12 protein-coding genes and 1 pseudogene are annotated in these 20,565 nt (G+C 73.8%); 3 read left to right on the top strand and 10 right to left on the bottom strand.

Going from position 1 to position 20,565, the window contains the following annotated elements; all coding sequences use genetic code 11:
- Window positions 1–48 precede the first annotated feature (48 nt).
- Window positions 49–792, top strand: a complete 744-nt coding sequence (locus tag IHE55_RS22440) for a TetR/AcrR family transcriptional regulator (RefSeq protein WP_197990663.1) — start codon at window positions 49–51, stop codon at window positions 790–792.
- A gap of 122 nt (window positions 793–914) precedes the next feature.
- Here IHE55_RS22440 and IHE55_RS22435 read toward each other — a convergent pair whose 3' ends face one another.
- The 5 genes from IHE55_RS22435 to nrdR form a co-directional block, all read right to left on the bottom strand.
- Window positions 915–1,520 (bottom strand): YdbC family protein, encoded by a 606-nt coding sequence (locus IHE55_RS22435; RefSeq protein WP_197990662.1) that lies wholly within the window; start codon window positions 1,518–1,520, stop codon window positions 915–917.
- Between the two features lie 31 nt (window positions 1,521–1,551).
- Window positions 1,552–2,385, bottom strand: a complete 834-nt coding sequence (locus tag IHE55_RS22430; RefSeq protein WP_307826779.1) for an arylamine N-acetyltransferase family protein — start codon at window positions 2,383–2,385, stop codon at window positions 1,552–1,554.
- Window positions 2,386–2,988: 603 nt separating this feature from the next.
- The gene (locus IHE55_RS22425; protein WP_197990661.1) at window positions 2,989–3,741 is read right to left on the bottom strand and encodes a hypothetical protein; all 753 of its coding nucleotides are present in this window, start codon (window positions 3,739–3,741) and stop codon (window positions 2,989–2,991) included.
- A 227-nt stretch (window positions 3,742–3,968) separates the two neighbouring features.
- Complete coding sequence (locus IHE55_RS22420) at window positions 3,969–6,866, bottom strand: vitamin B12-dependent ribonucleotide reductase (protein WP_197990660.1); 2,898 nt, start codon at window positions 6,864–6,866, stop codon at window positions 3,969–3,971.
- Between the two features lie 119 nt (window positions 6,867–6,985).
- Window positions 6,986–7,510 (bottom strand): transcriptional regulator NrdR, encoded by a 525-nt coding sequence (nrdR, locus tag IHE55_RS22415; protein ID WP_197990659.1) that lies wholly within the window; start codon window positions 7,508–7,510, stop codon window positions 6,986–6,988.
- 445 nt (window positions 7,511–7,955) lie between these two features.
- Between nrdR and lexA the strand changes: the two genes are divergently transcribed.
- Entirely contained in the window at window positions 7,956–8,741 is a 786-nt protein-coding gene (lexA, locus tag IHE55_RS22410; RefSeq protein ID WP_197990658.1) for a transcriptional repressor LexA, read from the top strand.
- 407 nt (window positions 8,742–9,148) lie between these two features.
- Here the strand turns inward: lexA and IHE55_RS22405 are convergent, their stop codons facing one another.
- From IHE55_RS22405 to IHE55_RS22395, 3 genes are all read right to left on the bottom strand, one after another.
- Window positions 9,149–11,122 carry an ATP-dependent DNA helicase gene (locus IHE55_RS22405; RefSeq protein ID WP_197990657.1) on the bottom strand — a complete coding sequence of 658 codons (1,974 nt, stop codon included), beginning with the start codon at window positions 11,120–11,122 and terminating at the stop codon, window positions 9,149–9,151.
- A gap of 310 nt (window positions 11,123–11,432) precedes the next feature.
- Complete coding sequence (locus IHE55_RS22400; RefSeq protein ID WP_197990656.1) at window positions 11,433–12,137, bottom strand: GNAT family N-acetyltransferase; 705 nt, start codon at window positions 12,135–12,137, stop codon at window positions 11,433–11,435.
- A gap of 95 nt (window positions 12,138–12,232) precedes the next feature.
- On the bottom strand, window positions 12,233–14,155 hold the full coding sequence (locus IHE55_RS22395; RefSeq protein WP_232265657.1) for an IucA/IucC family protein: 1,923 nt from the start codon (window positions 14,153–14,155) through the stop codon (window positions 12,233–12,235).
- Window positions 14,156–16,038: 1,883 nt separating this feature from the next.
- On the opposite strand from IHE55_RS22395, the gene IHE55_RS22390 reads away from it, so the two are divergent.
- On the top strand, window positions 16,039–17,229 hold the full coding sequence (locus IHE55_RS22390; protein ID WP_197990654.1) for a trypsin-like serine peptidase: 1,191 nt from the start codon (window positions 16,039–16,041) through the stop codon (window positions 17,227–17,229).
- 184 nt (window positions 17,230–17,413) lie between these two features.
- Here IHE55_RS22390 and hflX read toward each other — a convergent pair whose 3' ends face one another.
- Both hflX and IHE55_RS22380 read right to left on the bottom strand, forming a co-directional pair.
- Window positions 17,414–18,907 (bottom strand): GTPase HflX, encoded by a 1,494-nt coding sequence (gene hflX, locus IHE55_RS22385; protein ID WP_197990653.1) that lies wholly within the window; start codon window positions 18,905–18,907, stop codon window positions 17,414–17,416.
- 117 nt (window positions 18,908–19,024) lie between these two features.
- Window positions 19,025–20,534: pseudogene (locus tag IHE55_RS22380) on the bottom strand (M1 family metallopeptidase).
- Window positions 20,535–20,565 lie beyond the last annotated feature (31 nt).

Raw genomic sequence — 20,565 nt, 5'->3', positions numbered from 1 at the left:
CGTGGACGGTGCGGGCTTGCCAAACGCTACAGATGTTGCGTTACCCTGATGGTGGCACGACGAACCCTCTTAACGCAACGGGAGTCGCAGTTGACCCGGGAACCCTCCGCTCCGGCCGCCGGCACCGTCCGCCCCGGCGGACGCACCGCACGCACCCGCGCCGCCGTCCGGGACGCGGTGCTCACCGGGCTGGCCGAGTACGGCTACCCCGGGCTGACCGTGGAGTACGTCGCCGAGCGGTCGGGCGTCCACAGGACCACCCTCTACCGGCGCTGGGGAGGCGTGGAGGAACTGGTCGCCGACGCCCTGGACCTGGCGGGCGAGGACAGCTGGACGCCGCCCGACACCGGCAGCCTCGAAGGAGACCTCCGGGCCCTCGCCCACGAGGTGGTGGACACCTTCGCGGACACCGCCGCGGCCGCCGCGCCCACCGCGTTCGTCGCCGCCGCCTTCCAGTCCGAGCGCGCGGCCGGCGCCCTGCGCGCCTTCTACGCCGAGCGCTTCTCGCGGTGCGAAGCGATACTGGCGCGCGCGGTGGCGCGCGGAGAGGTGCCGGAGGGCAGTGACGCCGCGGCGGTCGCCCGCGCCGTCTCGGCGCCGCTGTTCTTCCGGGCCCTGGTCACCCGGGAGCCGCTGGACTCAGCGGAGGCGGACCAGGCCGCGGCGGCCACCCTCGCCGCGCTCCGGGCGGGGGCCTACCGTCGGCCGGCGCGCCCCGCGTCCTGCGATCCCGCCCCCTCCCGTCCCCCGGCCGGCGGTCCGGTGTCCGCCGGGGGACGGTCCGGGCCGTGACGGCCGTCCGGCCGGGCACCGCGGGCGGCGGTGCCCGGCAGTGCGGTGGTGCCGAGGAGCCCATGCCGCTCGGCGGGACCGGGCGCTCACCACACGGGAAGAGCGGCGGTGCAGGGAGGCGTTCAGACCGTCCAGAGCGGCTCGATGCTCACCACGTCACCGGCGATGGCCGCCACGTCCGCCTCGGTCTGCGCCCGCAGGGCGAGGCGTTCCACCCGCTCGGTGCGGTACTTGCCGTGTTCGGCCACCGAGTTCCACATCGACAGCACCAGGAACTCCGACCCCGGCGCCTCCCCGAAGAACCCCCGGAGCATGCCCGGCGACCCGGCCATCGCCGGGTTCCACACCTTCTCCTGCACCTGGACGAAGTGCTCCACCCGGTCCTCGTGCACCCGGCAGTGCGCGATACGCAGCACGTCCACATCGGTGAACTTCGGCTCGAAACCGACCTTCACATCGAACCGGTGCTCGAACAGCCGGACCTGGCGCTCCTGGTAGGTGCCGGACTGTGCCGCGGCGAGCCGGTCGTGCGAGTTCGCCATGAAGGCGTCGTAGAGCGCGCGGCTCTCCCAGAAGCTGAACACATGGGCCACCGCGTCGCGCCGCTGGCTCCACCCGCCGCCCTGCCCCCGGAAGCCCGCCTCGCCGAGCAGGCCCGCCCACTTCCGCTGTCCGCGCTCGAAACCACGGCGATCGACCACGGTGCAGCGCATCCACTTGACCAGCACCGCGCCATCCTACGGCCCGGGCAGGGCCACGTCAGGTACGGCCGAAGTACCTTCGCTCCAGTTCCGCGATGTCCTCGGCCGGCAGCCGCACCCCGAAGACGTCGGCGAGCACCGTTCCCAGTTCCCCGGCCCGGACCGGGCGTTCCTCGACGGTGCCGTCCGGCCCGGCGACCGACAGCAGGGTTCCCACCAGGTTGTGCCGCACTTCCGGCCCGGTCCGCTGGACCACCGGCCGGCCGACGAACGGCGAGTGCGGATGGGTCGCGGTGTAGTGGTTCATCACGACGTAATCGGCGGGGAAACGCTCCTCCAGGGTGAAGGAGTACAGGTCGAACCAGCCGTCGTGGTGGAGGGAGCGCAGCACCCGCACCCCGTCGTCCTCCGCCGCGACACCGAACGTCCACTCCCCCTGCCGGTCCACCACTCCGTCCTCGAACAGGACCGGTTCCAGCAGCCCCTCACCGCCGAAGCCGACGTCCGTCAGCCACTGCCGGCCGTCCGCCTCGATCCGCAGCAGCATGTGGGTGACGGCGCGCACCCGGTCGCTGCCCATCCGGATCCGCGCGCCGAGCCCGGTGAAACCGAACCCGATGCGCTCCAGCGCGGCGGCGAAGAGCAGGTTCTGTTCGTAGCAGTAACCACCGCGGGCCCCGCCGACCATCTTCTCCTGGAGCCCCGCGACATCCAGCACGATCGGCCGCCCGAGCACGATCTCCAGGTTCTCGAAGGGGAACGCCGCCACATGCCCCCGGTGCACCGCGCGGAGCGTGTCCAGATCCGGCTTGGGGTCGCCGGAGAAACCGATCCGCTCCAGATACGCGTCCAGGTCCAGCTCCCCGCCGCCCCACATGGTCCGCCGCCGCACGCGCCCCTCCGTCTCCTCGTTCCGTGCGTACCACCGGCTTTTCGGAGCACTCCCCCGGTTCCCGTACGCCCCGGCGCCATCCTGTCAAAATCCGGGCCCGGCCACGACAGCGGAGCGCCCCCGGCGGACCGGCGGACCGGAGCGGTGGGGGCGGGGCGATGGCGGTGGCGGGCAGCGGAATCCAGAGCGGGCACGCCGGTCCCGGCGTGGTGCCGCCGTGCGCCCGGGCGCGCGCCGGGGGGCGGTGGGGGACGTCCGCTCCCTGGACACCGGCGGCACATCCGGCGGCCGTTAACGCCCCCGCCCCGGCCGGCCCCGTCCCCCCACAGGCCCGGTGCGGCCTCCGCCGGGAACACCGGCCCGGACTCCCAGGGCCCGCCGCCCTCCGGCCGCCCCGGGGAGCCGGACACACCGGGCCGGACACGCCGCGAGACCCGACCCACCGGGCCGGACGCGCCGCCCGCCGGGACGCACCGTGGACCTTCCCCACCTCTCGGTACGACGGCCCGGGCCGCCGCGCCCGCCCGCCATCGGGCGGCCGAGGTCACCGGATACCGGCGGAAGGCAGCCCCGGCGCGCGCCGTGACGCACCCGGGCCGGGCTTCACGCGCGTCGTCGCCGAGGGCCCGGCCACGGGTACCCGAGCCGCCGGGCGAACTCCTGGGAACCCCCACTGACCTCGGCGATCTCGCACGGGTCCTCGGCCGTGAGACGCGCCGCAAGGCGGTCCGCCTGGCCGGCCGGGTCGTCTCCGGAGACCGGAAGGGTCATCCGGAACTGGAGCCAGGGACGACCCTCCCTGATCGCGGAACGGCGCGGATGGAAGAGGAAGACGTTGATCCGGTCAGGCTCCCAGTGCCAGGCCGAGACCGCTCCCAGTTCGCACTCCCAGGCCGCCAGCAGGTCGGCATGCCCGCGGAGCCGCTCTTCCAGAAGCCTGGCGACGGTTCGGGCGGGCCATTCCCAGCCGTGGTCGGTCGAGGCCCGGCCGACCTCCGCCTCGTACTGCTCGACGTCGAAGCGGAATTCCGGGAGGTCGAGGTCGTCCTCGTCCGGGTTGCGCCAGCCGCTCCAGATCACGCGCCGTCCCTCGCGCTTGATGGTCACGTAGACGGCACCGCAGCACCCTTCCGTGCACTCGGCCTCGGCGAGCCGCACCTCGCGAGGGGTGTCCGTCGCCCGGAGCGGTGCGTCCGGCCCCAGCAGATACCGGGGGTCACCTGCCGGTCCCTCGTCGAACACGTCGGCCAGGACATCCCGTCCGTCGACGACCGGTCGGCACTCCACGGTGCCCTGCCGGCTTCCCAGTGGTGGCACGACGACACGGAGAGACAGCCGTTGCGGTTCTGTGGTCACGGGCCGATCGTCCCGGACATCGGTGGCGGTTGTCCTGCGTGATTCCGCCGCGGGAGGGCCGGGCGGCTCCGTACCGCACCTTCCCTCTGCCCGGGCGCCTGCGCGCGCCCGTGGGCGATCACACGGAAGGAGGGGCACCGACTCCGGGCCGGTGCCCCTCCCTCACACAGATCACGCCTCGGCTCGGGCCACGCCGGGTGGTGCCCCCGGCGCGGTCCCGCCCGGCATCAGCTGCAGCCGCTGGTCGAGCCGCAGCCCTCGCAGATGTAGCAGCTGCCGGCGCGCTGCATCTTGGTGCCGCAGGAGAAGCACAGCGGCGCGTCGGCGCTGATGCCCAGCTGCATCTCGACCAGCTCGGCCGAGGTGTGCGCCTCCTTGGGCGCCGGGGCGGCCACCTGCTCCGGCCGCGGCGTGGCCACGGCCTTCAGCGTCTCGGTCTGGCGCGGGGCGGACTGGGCCAGGCCCTCGACGTCCACCTCGTCGTCGGCCGGCTCGTAGGAGCCGGTCTCCAGGTGCCGCTGGCGCTCCTCGGCGGAGTGGATGCCGAGCGCCGAGCGGGTCTCGAACGGCAGGAAGTCCAGCGCCAGGCGGCGGAAGATGTAGTCCACGATGGACTGCGCCATCCGCACGTCCGGGTCGTCGGTCATACCGGCCGGCTCGAACCGCATGTTGGTGAACTTCGAGACGTAGGTCTCCAGCGGGACGCCGTACTGGAGGCCGACCGAGACGGCGATGGAGAAGGCGTCCATCATGCCCGCGAGCGTCGAGCCCTGCTTGGACATCTTGAGGAAGACCTCGCCCAGGCCGTCGTCCGGGTAGGAGTTGGCCGTCATGTAGCCCTCGGCCCCGCCCACCGTGAAGGAGGTGGTGATGCCGGGGCGGCCCTTGGGCAGGCGCTTGCGGACCGGGCGGTACTCGACGACCTTCTCGACCGCCTCGCGGATGGTCTCCTCGGTCTTCTCGGCGACCTTGTCCGCTTCCTTCTTCTTGGCCGACAGCGGCTGGCCGACCTTGCAGTTGTCCCGGTAGATGGCGAGCGCCTTGACGCCCATCTTCCACGCCTCGAAGTAGATCTCCTCGACCTCCTCGACGGTCGCCGTCTCCGGCATGTTGACCGTCTTGGAGAGCGCGCCGGAGATCCACGGCTGGATGGCCGCCATCATGCGGACGTGCCCCATCGGGGAGATGGCGCGCTCGCCCATGGCGCAGTCGAAGACCTCGTAGTGCTCCTGCTTGAGGCCCGGCGCGTCGATCACGTTGCCGTGCTCGGCGATGTGGGCGACGATCGCCTCGATCTGCTCCTGCTGGTAGCCCAGGCGGCGCAGCGCCTGCGGGACCGTGTTGTTCACGATCTGCATCGAGCCGCCGCCGACCAGCTTCTTGAACTTGACCAGCGCCAGGTCCGGCTCCAGGCCGGTGGTGTCGCAGCTCATCGCCAGGCCGATGGTGCCGGTGGGCGCGATCACGCTGGCCTGGGAGTTGCGGAAGCCGTGCTTGGCGCCGAGCCGGAGCACGTCCTGCCACGCCTCGGTGGCGGCGGCCCAGATCGGGGTGTCCAGGTCGTCCATCCGCTTGGCGGCCGCGTTGGCGTCCGCGTGCTGCTTCATCACGCGCTGGTGCGGCTCGGCGTTGCGGGCGTAGCCGTCGTACGGGCCGACCACGGCGGCCAGCTCGGCCGACCGGCGGTAGGAGGTGCCGGTCATCAGGGAGGTGATGGCACCGGCCAGCGCCCGGCCGCCCTCGCTGTCGTAGGCGTGGCCGGTGGCCATCAGCAGGGCGCCGAGGTTGGCGTAGCCGATGCCCAGCTGGCGGAAGGCGCGGGTGTTCTCGCCGATCTTCTCGGTGGGGAAGTCGGCGAAGCAGATGGAGATGTCCATCGCGGTGATGACCAGCTCGACGACCTTGGCGAAGCGCTCGGTGTCGAAGGACTGGTTGCCCTCGCCGTCGTCCTTGAGGAACTTCATCAGGTTCAGCGAGGCGAGGTTGCACGAGGTGTTGTCCAGGTGCATGTACTCGCTGCACGGGTTCGACGCGGTGATCCGGCCGGACTCCGGGCAGGTGTGCCACCGGTTGATGGTGTCGTCGTACTGGATGCCCGGGTCGGCGCAGGCCCAGGCGGCCTCGGCCATCTTCCGGAACAGGGACCTGGCGTCGACCTCCTCGATGACCTCGCCGGTCATCCGGGCGCGCAGGCCGAAGGTGCCGCCGTTCTCCACGGCGGTCATGAACTCGTCGTTCACCCGGACCGAGTTGTTGGCGTTCTGGTACTGGACGGAGGTGATGTCCTCGCCGCCCAGGTCCATGTCGAAGCCCGCGTCGCGCAGCGCGCGGATCTTCTCCTCCTCCTTCACCTTGGTCTGGATGAAGTCCTCGATGTCCGGGTGGTCGACGTCGAGCACGACCATCTTGGCGGCGCGGCGGGTGGCACCGCCCGACTTGATGGTGCCGGCGGAGGCGTCGGCGCCGCGCATGAACGACACCGGGCCGGAGGCGTTGCCGCCGGAGGAGAGCAGCTCCTTGCTGGAGCGGATGCGGGAGAGGTTCAGACCGGCGCCCGAACCGCCCTTGAAGATCATCCCCTCTTCCTTGTACCAGTCGAGGATCGACTCCATGGAGTCGTCGACGGAGAGGATGAAGCAGGCGCTGACCTGCTGCGGCTGCGGCGTGCCGACGTTGAACCACACCGGCGAGTTGAAGCTGAAGATCTGGTGCAGCAGGGCGTGCGCCAGCTCGTGCTCGAAGATCTCCGCATCGGCCGGGGAGGCGAAGTAGTGGTGGTCCTCGCCCGCCTTCCGGTACGTCTTCACGATGCGGTCGATGAGCTGCCTGAGGCTGGTCTCGCGCTGCGGGGTGCCCACCGCGCCGCGGAAGTACTTGCTGGTGACGATGTTGACCGCGTTCACCGACCAGAAGTCGGGGAACTCCACGCCGCGCTGCTCGAAGTTGACCGAGCCGTCGCGCCAGTTGGTCATGACGACGTCACGGCGCTCCCAGACCACCTCGTCGTACGGATGCACGCCGGGGGTGGTGTGGATGCGCTCGATGCGCATGCCCTGCCGGGCACCGGCCTTGCCGCCCTTGGAGGAGCGGGCGCCTCGTGCCGGGCCGCTCGTCGTCTCTGTCATTCCGCCTCCCTGTACGGGCGAAAACGCCCTGATGTGCCCGATTCTTCCCAGGCACGGTGTTCTGATCTTTCACCCGGGCGCACGACGGCGCGCCCGGGTACGTTCGGTGGCCGCGCGGCTCAGTCGGCCGCGGCGGCGGATGCGGAGGCCGCGGCCCCGCCGGCGCCGGAGGACCCGTCTTCGGCGGGCACGGGGGGCCGCGCCTGTGCGCGCAGCTCGGCGACCGCCGCCTCGAAGTCCTCCAGCGAGTCGAACGCCTGGTAGACGGACGCGAACCGCAGATACGCGACCAGGTCCAGCTCCTTGAGCGGGCCGAGTATGGCCAGCCCCACGTCATGGGTGGACAGCTCGGCGCTCCCGGTCGCCCGGACCGCCTCCTCCACCCGCTGTCCGAGCTGGGCCAGGGCGTCCTCGGTGACCGGCCGGCCCTGGCACGCCTTGCGCACCCCGGAGATGACCTTGCTGCGACTGAAGGGCTCGGTGACCCCGCTGCGCTTGATCACCATGAGTGACGCGGTCTCGACGGTGGTGAACCGCCGGGAGCAGTCCGGGCACTGCCGGCGCCTGCGGATGGAGCAGCCGTCATCGGTGGTCCGGCTGTCGACGACACGGCTGTCGGGGTTCCGGCAGAAGGGGCAATGCACGGTTCCCACCCTTCTCCGCCCTCGGGATCACTGCGTACGACCAGGTACGACCGACTGCTCCGGCGGGCTCGTCGCGAGCCCCTCCGGAGAGGTCACCAGCATAAGGGACGTCGGCGCGAGGAAATCCCGCGGACCACAACCCGTAGTGACCGATAACCGCCCTACCACTAGATGTGGTACCGGATACCGGCCCGCGCCTTTGGCGTGTCGCGGCGCGGAGGGACGACACGAGACTACGCGACGGACCCCGGTGACCGATGCCGGGGCCCCCGGATGCCAGACTTGACCGCCTCGCGCCCGCTTCCGGAGCCCTGGCCTATACACCTGATCTACGGCGCTCGTCAGCCAAACACCGTTTTTTCACTCGAACGTGTGTTTGGCGCAACCTTTCGAAAGCAACTACCGTTGACCAGCCAGGGAGACATCTTCGAGAGGGGCCGACGCCGTGACCACCACTACAGACAGTGCCACCATCGCCGCTCAGGACCGCTCCCAGAGCCGGCTCGAACACCCGCATGCGATGAATGACGTCGCCACGAACACCGAGGGCGCGAAGCCCACGCGCTCACTCCCTGGCCGACCTCCAGGAATCCGGGCCGACAGCTCCGGACTGACCGACCGGCAGCGGCGGGTCATCGAGGTGATCCGCGACTCCGTGCAGCGCCGGGGCTACCCGCCGTCGATGCGGGAGATCGGCCAGGCGGTGGGCCTGTCCAGCACCTCGTCGGTCGCGCACCAGCTGATGGCGCTGGAGCGCAAGGGGTTCCTCCGCCGCGATCCGCACCGGCCCCGGGCCTACGAGGTCCGCGGCTCCGACCAGCCCGCCACGCAGCCGGCCGACACCACGGGCAAGCCCGCCGCCTCCTATGTCCCCCTGGTGGGCCGGATCGCCGCCGGTGGCCCGATCCTGGCCGAGGAGTCGGTGGAGGACGTCTTCCCCCTCCCACGGCAGCTGGTCGGCGACGGTGAGCTGTTCGTGCTCAAGGTCGTCGGCGATTCGATGATCGAAGCGGCGATCTGCGACGGCGACTGGGTCACGGTGCGCCGGCAGCCGGTCGCCGAGAACGGGGACATCGTGGCCGCGATGCTCGACGGTGAGGCGACGGTCAAGCGCTTCAAGCGCGAGGACGGCCATGTCTGGCTGCTGCCGCACAATGCGGCGTACCAGCCGATCCCCGGCGACGAGGCGACCATCCTCGGCAAGGTGGTCGCCGTGCTGCGGCGCGTCTGACGCAGGCCCGCGCCCGCCCCGCGCCGCCCGACGACCGGGCCCCGGAATCCCTGCGCCGGTTCCGGGGCTCGTCCACGTCCGCGGACGCGTCCGAGCGCGCCTTCACACGGCCGCCCGCACACGCGTAGCCCCTGACGTACGTGTGTGCCGTGATCAACCCGCGCGGCCCTGCGCCACCGCACAGCGCCCCGCTCGGCCTACCCCGCCCCGGGCCCTCCCGCGCCGCTGCGCCGGGTGATCCGCGTGCCTCTCCGCGCCCCGCCCGCTGCGCACCGTCGCTCCGGATCACCTCCGGCCGCAACGGCACCGCGGGCGCCGGGGCCCGGGGCGCCTCGACGGGGGTGATGCGACGCCGGCCCGAGCGGGCGCGAACCCGAGCCGAGCCGGGCTTGGCCGGGCGGTGCCGGCTAGCGGGAGCCGTCGGCCTTGGCCGCCGCGTCGATGGCGGCGAGCGAACGCCGTACCTGGTTGCGGTCGGTGGTGTACCAGAAATCGGGCATCGAGGCGCGGAGGAAGCCGCCGTAGCGGGCGCGTTCCAGCCGGGGGTCGAGCACCGCGACGACGCCGCGGTCGCCCGAGGCCCGCACCAGACGGCCGGCTCCCTGCGCCATCAGCAGCGCGGCGTGGGTGGCCGCCACCGCCATGAAGCCGTTCCCCCCGGCCTCCTCCACGGCCTTCTGCCGGGCGCTCATCAGCGGGTCGTCGGGCCGGGGGAACGGAATGCGGTCCATCACCACCAGCTGGCAGCTCGGCCCGGGCACGTCCACGCCCTGCCACAGCGAGAGGGTGCCGAACAGGCAGGTGCGCGGATCCGCGGCGAAGGCCCGGATCAACTCCCCCAGCGTGTCCTCACCCTGCAGGAGAATGGGCAGGTCGACCCGGCCGCGCAGTGTCTCGGCGGCGGCCTGGGCCCCGCGCATGGAGGAGAACAGGCCCAGGGTGCGCCCGCCCGCCGCCTCCACCAGCTCGGTCAGCTCGTCCATCATGTCGCCGCGGTTGCCCTCCCGGCCGGGCTGGGTCAGGTGCTTGGCGACGTAGAGGATGCCCTGCCTGGGGTAGTCGAAGGGCGATCCCACATCGATGCCCTTCCACTGCGGGACATCGTCCCCGCCGGTCCCCTCGGGTGCCAGTCCCAGCGAGGCCGCGACGCCGTTGAAGTCACCGCCCAGCTTGAGGGTGGCGGAGGTGAGCACCACGGAGCGCTCGCTGAACAGCTTCTCGCGGAGCAGTCCGGACACCGACAGCGGCGCGACCCGGAGCGAGGCCCCGAAACGGTCGTGCCGCTCGTACCAGACCACGTCGTACTCGGAGCCCTGGACGATCCGCTCCGCCACGGCGTGCACGTTCTCCACCGAGGCCAGTGCCTGCTTGCGGACCGCGTCCTCGTCCTGCACCGACGTGTCCCGGGTGGCCCCGATCGCGGAGATCACCGTACGGGCGGCGTCCCGGAGCGCCATCAGGGCGTAGTTCAGGTCCTCGGGGATCTCCTCAAGCCGCCCGGGCAGGGCCAGCTCCATGATCCGCTCGAACGTCTCGGAGGCGGTCTGCAGTGCGTCGGCGGCTTTCTCGTCCACCAGCTTGGCGGCACGGCGCACCGCCCGGTTGACCTGGCCGGGGGTGAGCTCGCCGGTGGCCGCACCGGTGACCCGGGAGACCAGCTCGTGGGCCTCGTCGATGATCAGCACCTCGTGGCTGGGCAGCACCGGGGCGCCCTCGATGGCGTCGATGGCGAGCAGCGCGTGGTTGGTGACCACGACATCGGCGAGCTTGGCCCGCTCCCGGGCGGCCTCGGCGAAACACTCGGCCCCGTAGGCGCACTTGGAGGCGCCCAGGCACTCGCGGGACGTGACCGAGACCTGGGACCAGGCGCGGTCCGACACCCCGGGGGTCAGGTCGTCGCGGTCGCCGGTCTCCGTCTCGTCCGCCCAGTCCCGCATCCGCAGCAGGTCCTGGCCCAGCTTGCTGGTGGGCGCCGCGGCCTCGAAGGCGTCGAACAGCCCCTCCTCGTCGTCCTGCGGAACCCCTTCGTGGAGGCGGTGCAGGCAGAGGTAGTTCGACCGGCCCTTGAGCATCGCGAAGCCGGGCCGGCGGCGCAGCAGGGGGTGCAGCGCCTCCACCGTCCGCGGCAGGTCCCGCTGCACCAGCTGGCGCTGGAGCGCCAGGGTGGCGGTGGCCACCACCACCCTCTCCCCGTGGGCGAGCGCCGGCACCAGGTAGCCGAGCGACTTGCCGGTACCGGTGCCCGCCTGGACCAGCAGGTGGGAATTGCCGTCGATCACCTCGGCGACGGCTTCGGCCATGGTGACCTGGCCTGGGCGCTCCGAGCCGCCGACGGCGGTCACGGCGGCGTGCAGGAGCTCGGGGAGAGAGGGCTTCGTCATAGCCCCACCACCCTACGGCGCACCACCGACAGCGGAGGTCACAACCGGGGAGCAGGCCGGAATCCGTCCTTCCGTGGCCGGGTGTCCGGTCTCCCCCGGGGGACCGGCCTCCCCCGGCGTCCGGGCCCCCGGGGGACCGGGCTCCACCACCGCGAACACCGCCCCACCGGGCGCGGGACGGTGGCCGGGTTGTGGCCGGCGGGGCGGGTGGCCCGGCCGTGCGGCGGAGTGTGTGCGGGTCCTGCGGCGGGGTGTGTGCGGGCGCCTCACGCCGGGGATGTGCGGGCCACAGGGCGGCGCGGGCGGCCGGTCACAGGACCGCGCGCAGCGCCCGGTCGCGGATCATCAGCGCGGCGCGTTTGCCGGGGAGGTCCAGCTCCGCGCCGAAGCGGAAGCCCGCGCCGAAGAAGGCCGCCACCGAGGCGGTGTTCCGCAGATCGGGTTCGGCCACCACCCGTCCGCAGGCCGGACGGCGGTCCAGCACCAGGTCGGCGGCGGCCCGCAGCAGCAGGGTGCCCAGCCCGCGGCCCCGGTCCGCCACCCGCCCGATGAGCAGGTGGAGCCCGGTGTCGTGCGGGCGGGTGGGGCAGTGGCGGGCCAGCGGGTCCAGGTCCGCCCGGTACACCTCCCAGTAGCTCATCGGAACTCCGTCCAGCACGCCCAGGCACGGCACGCTGCGTCCGTCGCCTTCGAGCTGGGACCGCAGATGCTTCTCGGTGATGTGGTCGGGGCCCTCCAGCTCCCAGAAGACCGCCACCGCCGGGTCGTTCATCCACCGGGTGATCAGCCGCAGGTCCCGTTCCACCCGGACCGGGACGAGCTGGAAGGCGCCCGCCGCGGTGGCGACCGGACCCCAGCCGCCGACGTTGTCCAGCAGGTCGGCGCCGTCCGGCCCGGACCGGGGCAGCAACGCGTCGGCGGGCAGCGGCGGCACCGGCTCCTCGGACAGCCGCAGGTCCAGGGTGTCGTCGGAGCGGGCGTCGGGGCCCGCGGTGGCGGGTTCGGGGAGCGGCACGGGACGGTCTCCTCCGGTGGATGCGGGAGTACGGGTACGGGACGGCGGGTGGTCGCGCGGCCCCCGGGGACCGGGCCGGGCCGGGCGGGCGGTGCTCACCCGGACCGGGCCACGGGGTTGCCGATGGTGACGTAGACGGACTGGGACTCCACCGGGCCCTCCAGCTCGTCCAGCCCGTGCAGCCGGGTGAGGAGGTTCGCCTTGCAGCGCAGCGTGGGCGAGTCCAGCAGCCGGGCGGGCAGGGTCGAGCGGGTGCCGGCCGGTTCGGCGGCGGCCCGCGCCAGGAAGCGACGGAAGGCGGCGAGCAGCACGCCTTCGTCGGCGAGCCGCTGGGAGCCGAACGCCCCGATGAGACCGAGGACGTTGTTGATCCCCAGGTAGTAGGCGAAGCGCTCGTCGGCCACCTCGTCCTCGACGAAGGTGTCGCTGTGCTCCCCGATGCCGGGCAGCCGGCGGTCCAGCGCGGCGCGGTGCGAGGCCCGGAAGTAGTAGCCCTGGTTGTCCCGGTACCGGCCGCCCACCGGCCAGCCCGCGCGGTCCAGCAGGACGACGGTGTTCTGTTGATGGGCTTCGAGGGCAACCCCGGCCGCCCCGTCGAGCCAGAGCACCGGCCGGACCACGGTGTGCAGGTAGCGCAGGAACCACTCGGTGGCGACCGTGTGCGGGGTGCGGCCGGTGCCGGCGGCGAGCCGGGCCACCACCCGGGCCAGCGTGGAGCCGGGCTCCGGCCCGGGCCGCACCGCGGTGAGACCGGCGAGGCACAGGGCGTCGTCCGCCGCTCCGAACGGGTTGTGCCGGATCACCACGTCCAGGCCCGTGACCGGGGTGCCGTCGGGCGCGTCCACCGCGAGCCAGGCCGGGTCACGGACGATGTCGAAGCATCCGCCGGACGATCCGGAGCCGGCCGGGCAGGCGGCCTGCCACTCCCCGTGCAGTCCGGTCCGCAGCAGGCGGTGCACCTCGACGCCGCGGTTCAGTTCCTTGCGGAGGTTCTCGCGGCGGGAGTTGGTGATCCGTACCGCCAGCGACAGTTTCAGCATGGCCGGCGCGGCGGGGCGGTACACGGTGCGCAGCGAGGAGGTCGGACACCAGCGGGGGCCGGCGGGTCCCAGATCCGTCAGCAGGCCCGCGTCGAAGAGGGCCGCCACCTCGGGCCGGTGCCGGATCTCCCGCGCCTGCCACGGGTGGAGGGGCAGGGGCACGGCCGCGTCCGGCAGTCCGGGCGGGACCTGTCCGGCCAGTGAACGGACGAGCTGTTCGGCGGAGACGGCACGGCCGCGCCGGGTCCAGGCGGAGTCCGACGCGAGCACCGACCGGGCGACGGCGAACCAGTGCAGCGGGAAGGACCCGTACGACTCCGGGGAGTAGCGCAGGGCCTCGGCCTCGGTGAACCCCTCGCGGCTCTTCGGGGCGGGGTGCAGCGGGTGCCCCCAGAGCAGCGCCTGCTCGCCGTCCAGGAACCGGCTCGGCTCCCCCTCGGCGGGCCGGCCGGTGCGGCGCGCGGCGAGGAACACCGCGGTACGGCACACCGATTCCGCGACCCGGCCGACCAGATCGGCGACCGCTGCCGTGCCCGGGGCGGTCGGCCGTCGGCCGTCCCCGCCGGCGTGGCCGCCCTGCGCCCCGGGCGCACCGGCGGGCGCCACGGCGTACCGGGCCTCGCGTCCCAGCAGGGCGGCGAGGGTGACCGCGTCTACCGGGGGCGCCTGTTCCGGGCCGCCCTCCACGACCGGGTGCCCGAAGCGGTGCCAGCCGGTGGCCGACCAGTAGCGGACGGGCGCCCGCAGTGCCGGGCCGCCGGCGGCGGGCACGATCCGCAGCCATCCGCCGTCGGGACGCGGCGCGCCGGTCTCCCGGACCCAGCAGCGGAGCAGGTTCTCCACCGCCGCGGCGTCGGCGGCGACGGACGGTTCGGGGTGGTGCAGCGGGTCCCGGAAGACCGGACCGGGGTCGCGCCGCAGGTCCCCGGCGTACGGTCCGGGGGCGCCCCTGGTACCCCGGGCACGTCCGGCGGCCATCGCGGGGAGACCCGGCGGAACGGCGCCGGCCGGCTGGGGAGCGCCCGCGGCGGTTGCGGTGTCCGGCGCCCCGCCGGGGACCGGACCGGGTACACCGGGCGGAGTGCAGGCGACCCGGCCGCGGGCCTCCGGGGAGGTTCCGGTTGCCGGACCGGGGGCATCCGGGCAGGCTCCGGCGGCCGGGCGGCGGGGGTCACCCGGCGCGTGGGGGACGGTGCTGTGCGGTGCGGTGGTCGCGTGGGTGGTGGCCGTGGCGGCCTCCGGTCGCACCCCCGGGACGGCGGTGGCGGACCACGCTTCCGGCACGATGACCAGCTCGGAGGCGACGGAGGTCTCCGGTACGGCAGCCGGCGCCGCCCCCTGTAGGGCGGCGTCCGCCGGTACGGAGGCGAACCCGGGCATGGCGACGGCCCCCGGCGCGGAGGCTGTCCCGGGTTCGGGAGCTGTCGTGGGTTGGGGAGCTGTCATGGGTTGGGGGGCGGCCGTCCGGGGCGGGGAGACCGTGGCGTTCGCCGGTACGGGGACGGCGTTCCCGGGGCCCTGGAAGGGGCCGGGGCGGCCCCGGTACGGCCCCGGCCTCGGGCGCAAGGATCGCGGCGCCCGTCGGCCGGGCAGTGATGACGGCCCCCGGCGCGGAGGCGGCGCGCCCGGGCGCGGAGGCAGCGGTACGCCCCGGCGGGGAGGAGGCGGCCCCCGGCGCGGCGGAGGCGGTAGGCCCCGTGCGGGCGTCCGTTCCGCCGTCACCGCACGCCGGGGGCGCGGAGTGGTCCGCGTGCGCCGGGGCGGCACCGGCCGGCGCGGGGGCCCGGTCGGCACCGCCGTACCCGGGCGCCCCTTCCGGTCCGGGCACGGCGTACCCGGACCGGGCGTGATGTCCTCCCGGAGCGGCCCTGTCGCGGCACCCGGGCGCCGTGACCCCACCCCCGCCGCCCCGGGCGGCCGCGATGCCCCGGGTCCCTCCGCCGCCGCGGGCGCCCCGGACGCCCCCGGTGCTGCAGGCACTCCCCGTACCCCGGGTGCCGCCGTCACCACCGGGCCGACGGGCGCGGATCCGGCGGGGGCCGGGCCGACGGACGCGGGGCCGGCAGAGACCGGGCCCACGGGCGCGGATCCGGCGGGGACCGGGGCGGCGTGGGCCGGAGAGCCGGTTCCCGGACGGGACGGCGGGGCGCACTCCGGGTCTGCCGCGCCGGTGTGGTGCTCCGGTGGCAAGGGCTGGCTGCGGGGCGCCGCCCCGGCCGTGGTGGAGTGTGGCATCTCTTCGGTGGCGCGGGGTCCGGGCGGCCGTGCCGGGACTGCGGGCGCCTGCCTCCTTCGACGGTGCGGGCCGGGCTTCGGTGGTGCGAACGGCGGACATGCGGGCCGGGGCGCGCCCGGCGCGGACCACGGCCGGTTGCGGTCGGCGGCGGACCACCCCGGGTGAACGGCGCCCGGGAGACCGCCCGGCCGTGTCCCCCGGTCGGACCTGCCCGGATGAGCCGCCCCGGCCGGACCGGCCGCCCGGACCGCCGGTCCCGGTCGGGACCACCGGCCCGGGGCCGGCGGCCCGCCTCCCCGGGTACGGCCGGAACCGGCCGGGTGCGGCCGGACAGGGGTTGGCGGCCGGCGGCCGGGTCGCGGCCACCGGTGTCGGCCCTCCTGCTGGTGCGCTGGTGCGGGGACGCGGTCGGCGGGTGCCCCCGCCGTACCAACGACGCGGAGCGCCGCGGATCACGGCCCACACGAAGATCACTTCGGCCGGCCGGGGAACCGCGGACCCGATGAAGTCCGTCGTAGGCGGCACCGGCATAGTGGGGGGCCACCCCGCTGCGCCGGGGTGGTGCATGACAAGTCCACACGCTCGTACGGAGCAGTCCAGAACGTCTCAGGGGGAGTTTCCACCGATGCGATCCATACGCCCGCGCGCCCGCCGGGGCTCGTCCGCCGTGGCGGCTGCCGCTCTTGCCACCGTGCTGGCGCTGACCGCCACCGCCTGCGGCCCGGAGGACGACAACGCGGACGCCGGCCCCAGCGCCTCCGCGGATCAGCAGCGCGAGGACTTCTCCCTGCCCGCCGACCTCGATCAGGCGCTGAAGGACCTCGACATCGACCTGGACAAGTGGAAGGACGGGGCCTGGAACAACTGGGACAAGGACAAGTGGCTCCGTGAGGCCGGGGAGTTCATCAACCCGATCATCGAGGACCTGTGGAAGCCGGACCGGATGAAGGAGGCCCGGGAGCCGGACAAGCCGGTCGAGGAGGAGGACATCTCCGGCGACCAGGGCGTCACCGACCCCGACCCCCAGCCGGTGGACGCACAGCCGGTCTCCACCCCGTACAGCGCCGGGGCTCCCGAGGCCGGGAAGGTGTTCTTCGACGGGCCCGAGGGCTCGATGGTCTGCTCGGCGACCGTGGTGCAGGACCCGGCGCACCCGGGCAAGTCCAACCTGGTGTGGACCGCCGGCCACTGCGTCCACGCGGGCAAGGGCGGCGGTTGGTACAAGAACCTGGCGTTCGTCCCGTCGTACAACGACGCCGGCAGGTCCGCGGCGGAGCTGGAGAACGCCACCCGCGAGGAGCTGGCCCCCAAGGGCGTGTGGTGGGCGGACTGGGCCCAGACGTCCTCGCAGTGGATCGACACCGGAGCGCCGGTCGGCGGCCAGGGTGCCCCGTACGACTTCGCGGTGCTGCACGTGAAGCCGGAGGGCGGCGGCGGCAAGTCGCTGGAGGAGACGGTCGGCGGCGCGCTGCCGGTCGAGTTCAACGCCCCGCAGGTCAAGGACATCACGAGCCTCACGGCCACCGGTTACCCGGCGGCAGCGCCGTTCGACGGGCAGCTGATGCACCAGTGCACCGACAAGCCGGGCCGCCTGTCGCTGGACACCGCACAGCCGACGATGTACCGCATCGGCTGCCGGATGACGGCCGGTTCCTCCGGCGGCGGCTGGGTCGCCACGGGTTCGGACGGCAAGCCGGCGCTGGTCTCGAACACCTCGATCGGCCCGTCCAACGCCACCTGGCTGGCCGGCCCGCACCTGGGCCCGGAGGCCAAGGGCGTCTACAACGCGGTCAGCCGCAAGTTCGCGAACAACTGAGCCCCGCCGCCCGGCCCCCGCGAAGGGGGCCGGGCGGGACACGGCGAAGGGCCCGCCCCCTCGGCAGGGGGCGGGCCCTTCGCACGGATCCCTTCCCGTACGGCCGGCGACGGACCGGGGCGGGGACCATGCGGGACCGGCGCGGGACCGGGCCGCTCACCGGCGGCACCCGCCCCGCCCGCGGTCACGCCGAGGCGGGCACGTACGGCTGGAGTTCGGCCGCCAGCTCCTCGTGCACCCGGACCTTGAGCAGGGTGCCCTCGCCGGTGTGCTCCTCGGAGAGGACCTCGCCCTCACTGTGGGCGCGCGCCACCAGCTTGCCGAGCGTGTACGGCACCAGCGCCTCGATCTCGACCTCCGGGCGCGGCAGCTCCCGGTCGATCAGGGCGAGCAGCTCGGCGATGCCCTGGCCGGTGCGGGCGGACACCGCGATGGCGTGCTTCTCCGCCCGCAGCAGCCGCTGCAGGGTGAGCGGGTCGGCCGCGTCCGCCTTGTTGATCACCACGACCTCGGGCACGTCGTGCGCGCCCACGTCGCGGATGACCTCGCGTACGGCGGCCAGCTGCTCCTCGGGCACCGGGTGCGAGCCGTCCACCACGTGCAGGATCAGGTCGGAGTCACCGACCTCCTCCATCGTGGAGCGGAACGCCTCGACCAGGTGGTGCGGCAGGTGGCGGACGAATCCGACCGTGTCCGCCAGGGTGTAGATCCGGCCGCTCGGCGTCTCGGCCCGGCGCACGGTCGGGTCAAGGGTGGCGAACAGCGCGTTCTCCACCAGCACGCCCGCCCCGGTCAGCCGGTTGAGCAGCGAGGACTTGCCGGCGTTGGTGTAGCCGGCGATGGCGACCGAGGGGACCTTGTTGCGTCGGCGCTCCTGCCGCTTCAGGTCGCGGCTGGTCTTCATCTCCGCGATCTCCCGGCGCATCTTCGCCATCTTCTCGCGGATGCGCCGCCGGTCCGTCTCGATCTTGGTCTCACCGGGACCACGGGTCGCCATGCCGCCGCCCGCGGAGCCGGAGCCACCGCCACCCATCTGCCGGGACAGGGACTGGCCCCAGCCCCGCAGCCGCGGCAGCATGTACTGCATCTGCGCCAGCGAGACCTGCGCCTTGCCCTCCCGGGACTTGGCGTGCTGGGCGAAGATGTCGAGGATCAGGGCGGTGCGGTCCACCACCTTGACCTTGACGACGTCCTCCAGGTGGATCAGCTGGCCCGGGCTGAGCTCACCGTCGCACACGACGGTGTCGGCCCCGGTCTCCAGGACGATGTCCCGCAGCTCCTGGGCCTTGCCGGAGCCGATGTAGGTGGCCGGGTCGGGCTTGTCCCGGCGCTGGATGACACCGTCGAGCACCATCGCGCCCGCGGTCTCCGCCAGCGCGGCCAGCTCGGCCAGGGAGTTCTCGGCGTCCTGCACGGTGCCGGACGTCCAGACGCCCACCAGCACCACGCGCTCCAGGCGCAGCTGCCGGTACTCGACCTCGGTGACGTCTTCGAGCTCGGTGGAAAGGCCCGCGACACGGCGCAGCGCCGCCCGCTCGGAGCGGTCGTACTGGTCGCCGTCACGCTCCTCGTCGATCTCCTGACTCCAGGCGACGTCCTCTTCCATCAGGGCGTCGGCCCGAAGGCTGTCGGCGAGTCGCGGCTGCCGTTCCTGCGGAAGGGAAGAGGAGAAGGTCAATGCGTTCCTTACGTCGTGGGAAGCTGTCTACGGTGACAACGCTCGGCGCCCCCGGTTGATTCCCGGGGCCCGGCCGCGTCGCCGACCTGTCGATGGTCCCACGCCCCCGGCCCGGCGTCACCCGGGTTTCGCCGCCGGGAGAGCCGCGGGAGCCCCCTTCCGCGGCTCCTCACGCTCCACCGTCCGCCAGCGGGGGTGGCCGGGCATCGGCGGGGTGGTCCGGCCGTGCAGCCAGCGGCCCAGGAAGCCGGTCAGGTCCCGGCCCGCGGTGCGCGAGGCGAGGCGTACGAAGTCGTCGGTGCCGGCCACGCCGTCGCGGTGCCGCCGCACCCAGGCCCGCTGCAGCCGCTGGAAGGCGGCGGGGCCCATCTCCTGCCGCAGGGCGTACAGGACCAGGGCGCCGCCCTCGTAGAGGACCGGCCGGAAGATGCCGATCTGGTCGCCCGGGTCGGCCGGCCGGGGGTCGGCCGGCGGCCCGCCCTCCCGCCGCCAGATGTCCGAGAGCAGGTACGCCTGGCGCATCCGCTCGGTCAGCCGGGCTCCGCCGTGCTCGTCGGCGTAGCGGGCCTCGTACCAGGTGGCGTGGGCCTCGCTCAGCCACAGGTCGGACCATCGGCGCGGGGTGACGCTGTTGCCGAACCACTGGTGGGCCAACTCGTGCACCATGATTGACTCGACGTACCAGGCGAGTCCGCCGACCCCGGTGAACAGTTCTCGTTCGAACAGCGACAGGGTCTGGGTCTCCAGCTCGAAGCCGGTGGTGGCGTCGGCCACCAGCACACCGTAGGTCTCGAAGGGGTAGCGGCCCACCTGCCGCTCCATCCAGGAGATCTGCCGCGGGGTCCGGGCCGTCCAGGCCTCCAGCCGGGCACGGTCCGCCACCGGCACCGCGTCCCGCAGCGGCAGTCCACCGGGGCCGGAGCGCCGGACGACGGCCAGGCGGCCGATGGCGATCTGGACCAGCTCGGTGGCCATCGGATGCCGGGCGCGGTAGTGCCAGGTGGTCCGGGAGCCGTGCCGGGTACGGCCGGCCGGCAGGCCGCCGGCCACCACGGTGAGGTCCTTCGGAGCGGTGACCCGGAAGGTGAACAGCGCCTTGTCGGAGGGGTGGTCGTTGCCGGGGAAGACCCGGTGGGCGGCGTTGGCCTGGTTGGCCATGACCAGGCCGTCGCGGGTGCGGACCCAGCCGCCCCGGGCCGGGCCGCGGGGGTCACTGGTGTGCCGGACGGTGATCGCGAAGCGGCGGTGTGCCGGCAGCGCCGCACGCGGGGTGACCACCAGGTCCTCGCCGGCGGTGGCGTACCCGGCGCGCACCCCGTCCACCAGGACCGACCGCACGGTGCCGTGGGTGAAGTCGAGGTTGATCCGGCGCAGGTGCCCGGTGGTGCGGGCCGCGACGGTGGTGACGGCGTCGAGCGGGCGGCTGGGGCCGTGGTAGTCCAGGGCGATGTCGTAGGCGAGGACGTCGTACCCGGGGTTGCCCAGGTGCGGGAAGAGCCGGTCCCCGATGCCCAGCGGGGCGGGCGGGGCAGGGTGGGGCGGCGGCCGGGACCGCGAGAACGGCGAGGGCCGCGGTGGCCAGGACCGCGCCGCGGCGGCGGGCGCGGCGGGGGTGTGCGATCGGCATGGGCTACCGCTACCAGCGCCCGTCGAGCGCC

It is taken from the genome of Streptomyces pactum (assembly GCF_016031615.1).
GTDB lineage: Bacteria > Actinomycetota > Actinomycetes > Streptomycetales > Streptomycetaceae > Streptomyces > Streptomyces pactus.
The sequence above is the reverse complement of the archived record's forward strand: the minus strand, read 5'-3'. Positions and strand labels throughout refer to the sequence as shown.

What these genes read in the sequence shown, in the direction of transcription:
- IHE55_RS22440 (WP_197990663.1), top strand. Translation starts at nt 49, where the DNA reads ATGGTGGCACGACGAACCCTCTTAACGCAACGGGAGTCGCAGTTGACC.
- IHE55_RS22420 (WP_197990660.1), bottom strand. Translation starts at nt 6,866, where the DNA reads ATGACAGAGACGACGAGCGGCCCGGCACGAGGCGCCCGCTCCTCCAAG.
- IHE55_RS22405 (WP_197990657.1), bottom strand. Translation starts at nt 11,122, where the DNA reads ATGACGAAGCCCTCTCTCCCCGAGCTCCTGCACGCCGCCGTGACCGCC.
- IHE55_RS22395 (WP_232265657.1), bottom strand. Translation starts at nt 14,155, where the DNA reads ATGGCCGCCGGACGTGCCCGGGGTACCAGGGGCGCCCCCGGACCGTAC.
- IHE55_RS22390 (WP_197990654.1), top strand. Translation starts at nt 16,039, where the DNA reads ATGCGATCCATACGCCCGCGCGCCCGCCGGGGCTCGTCCGCCGTGGCG.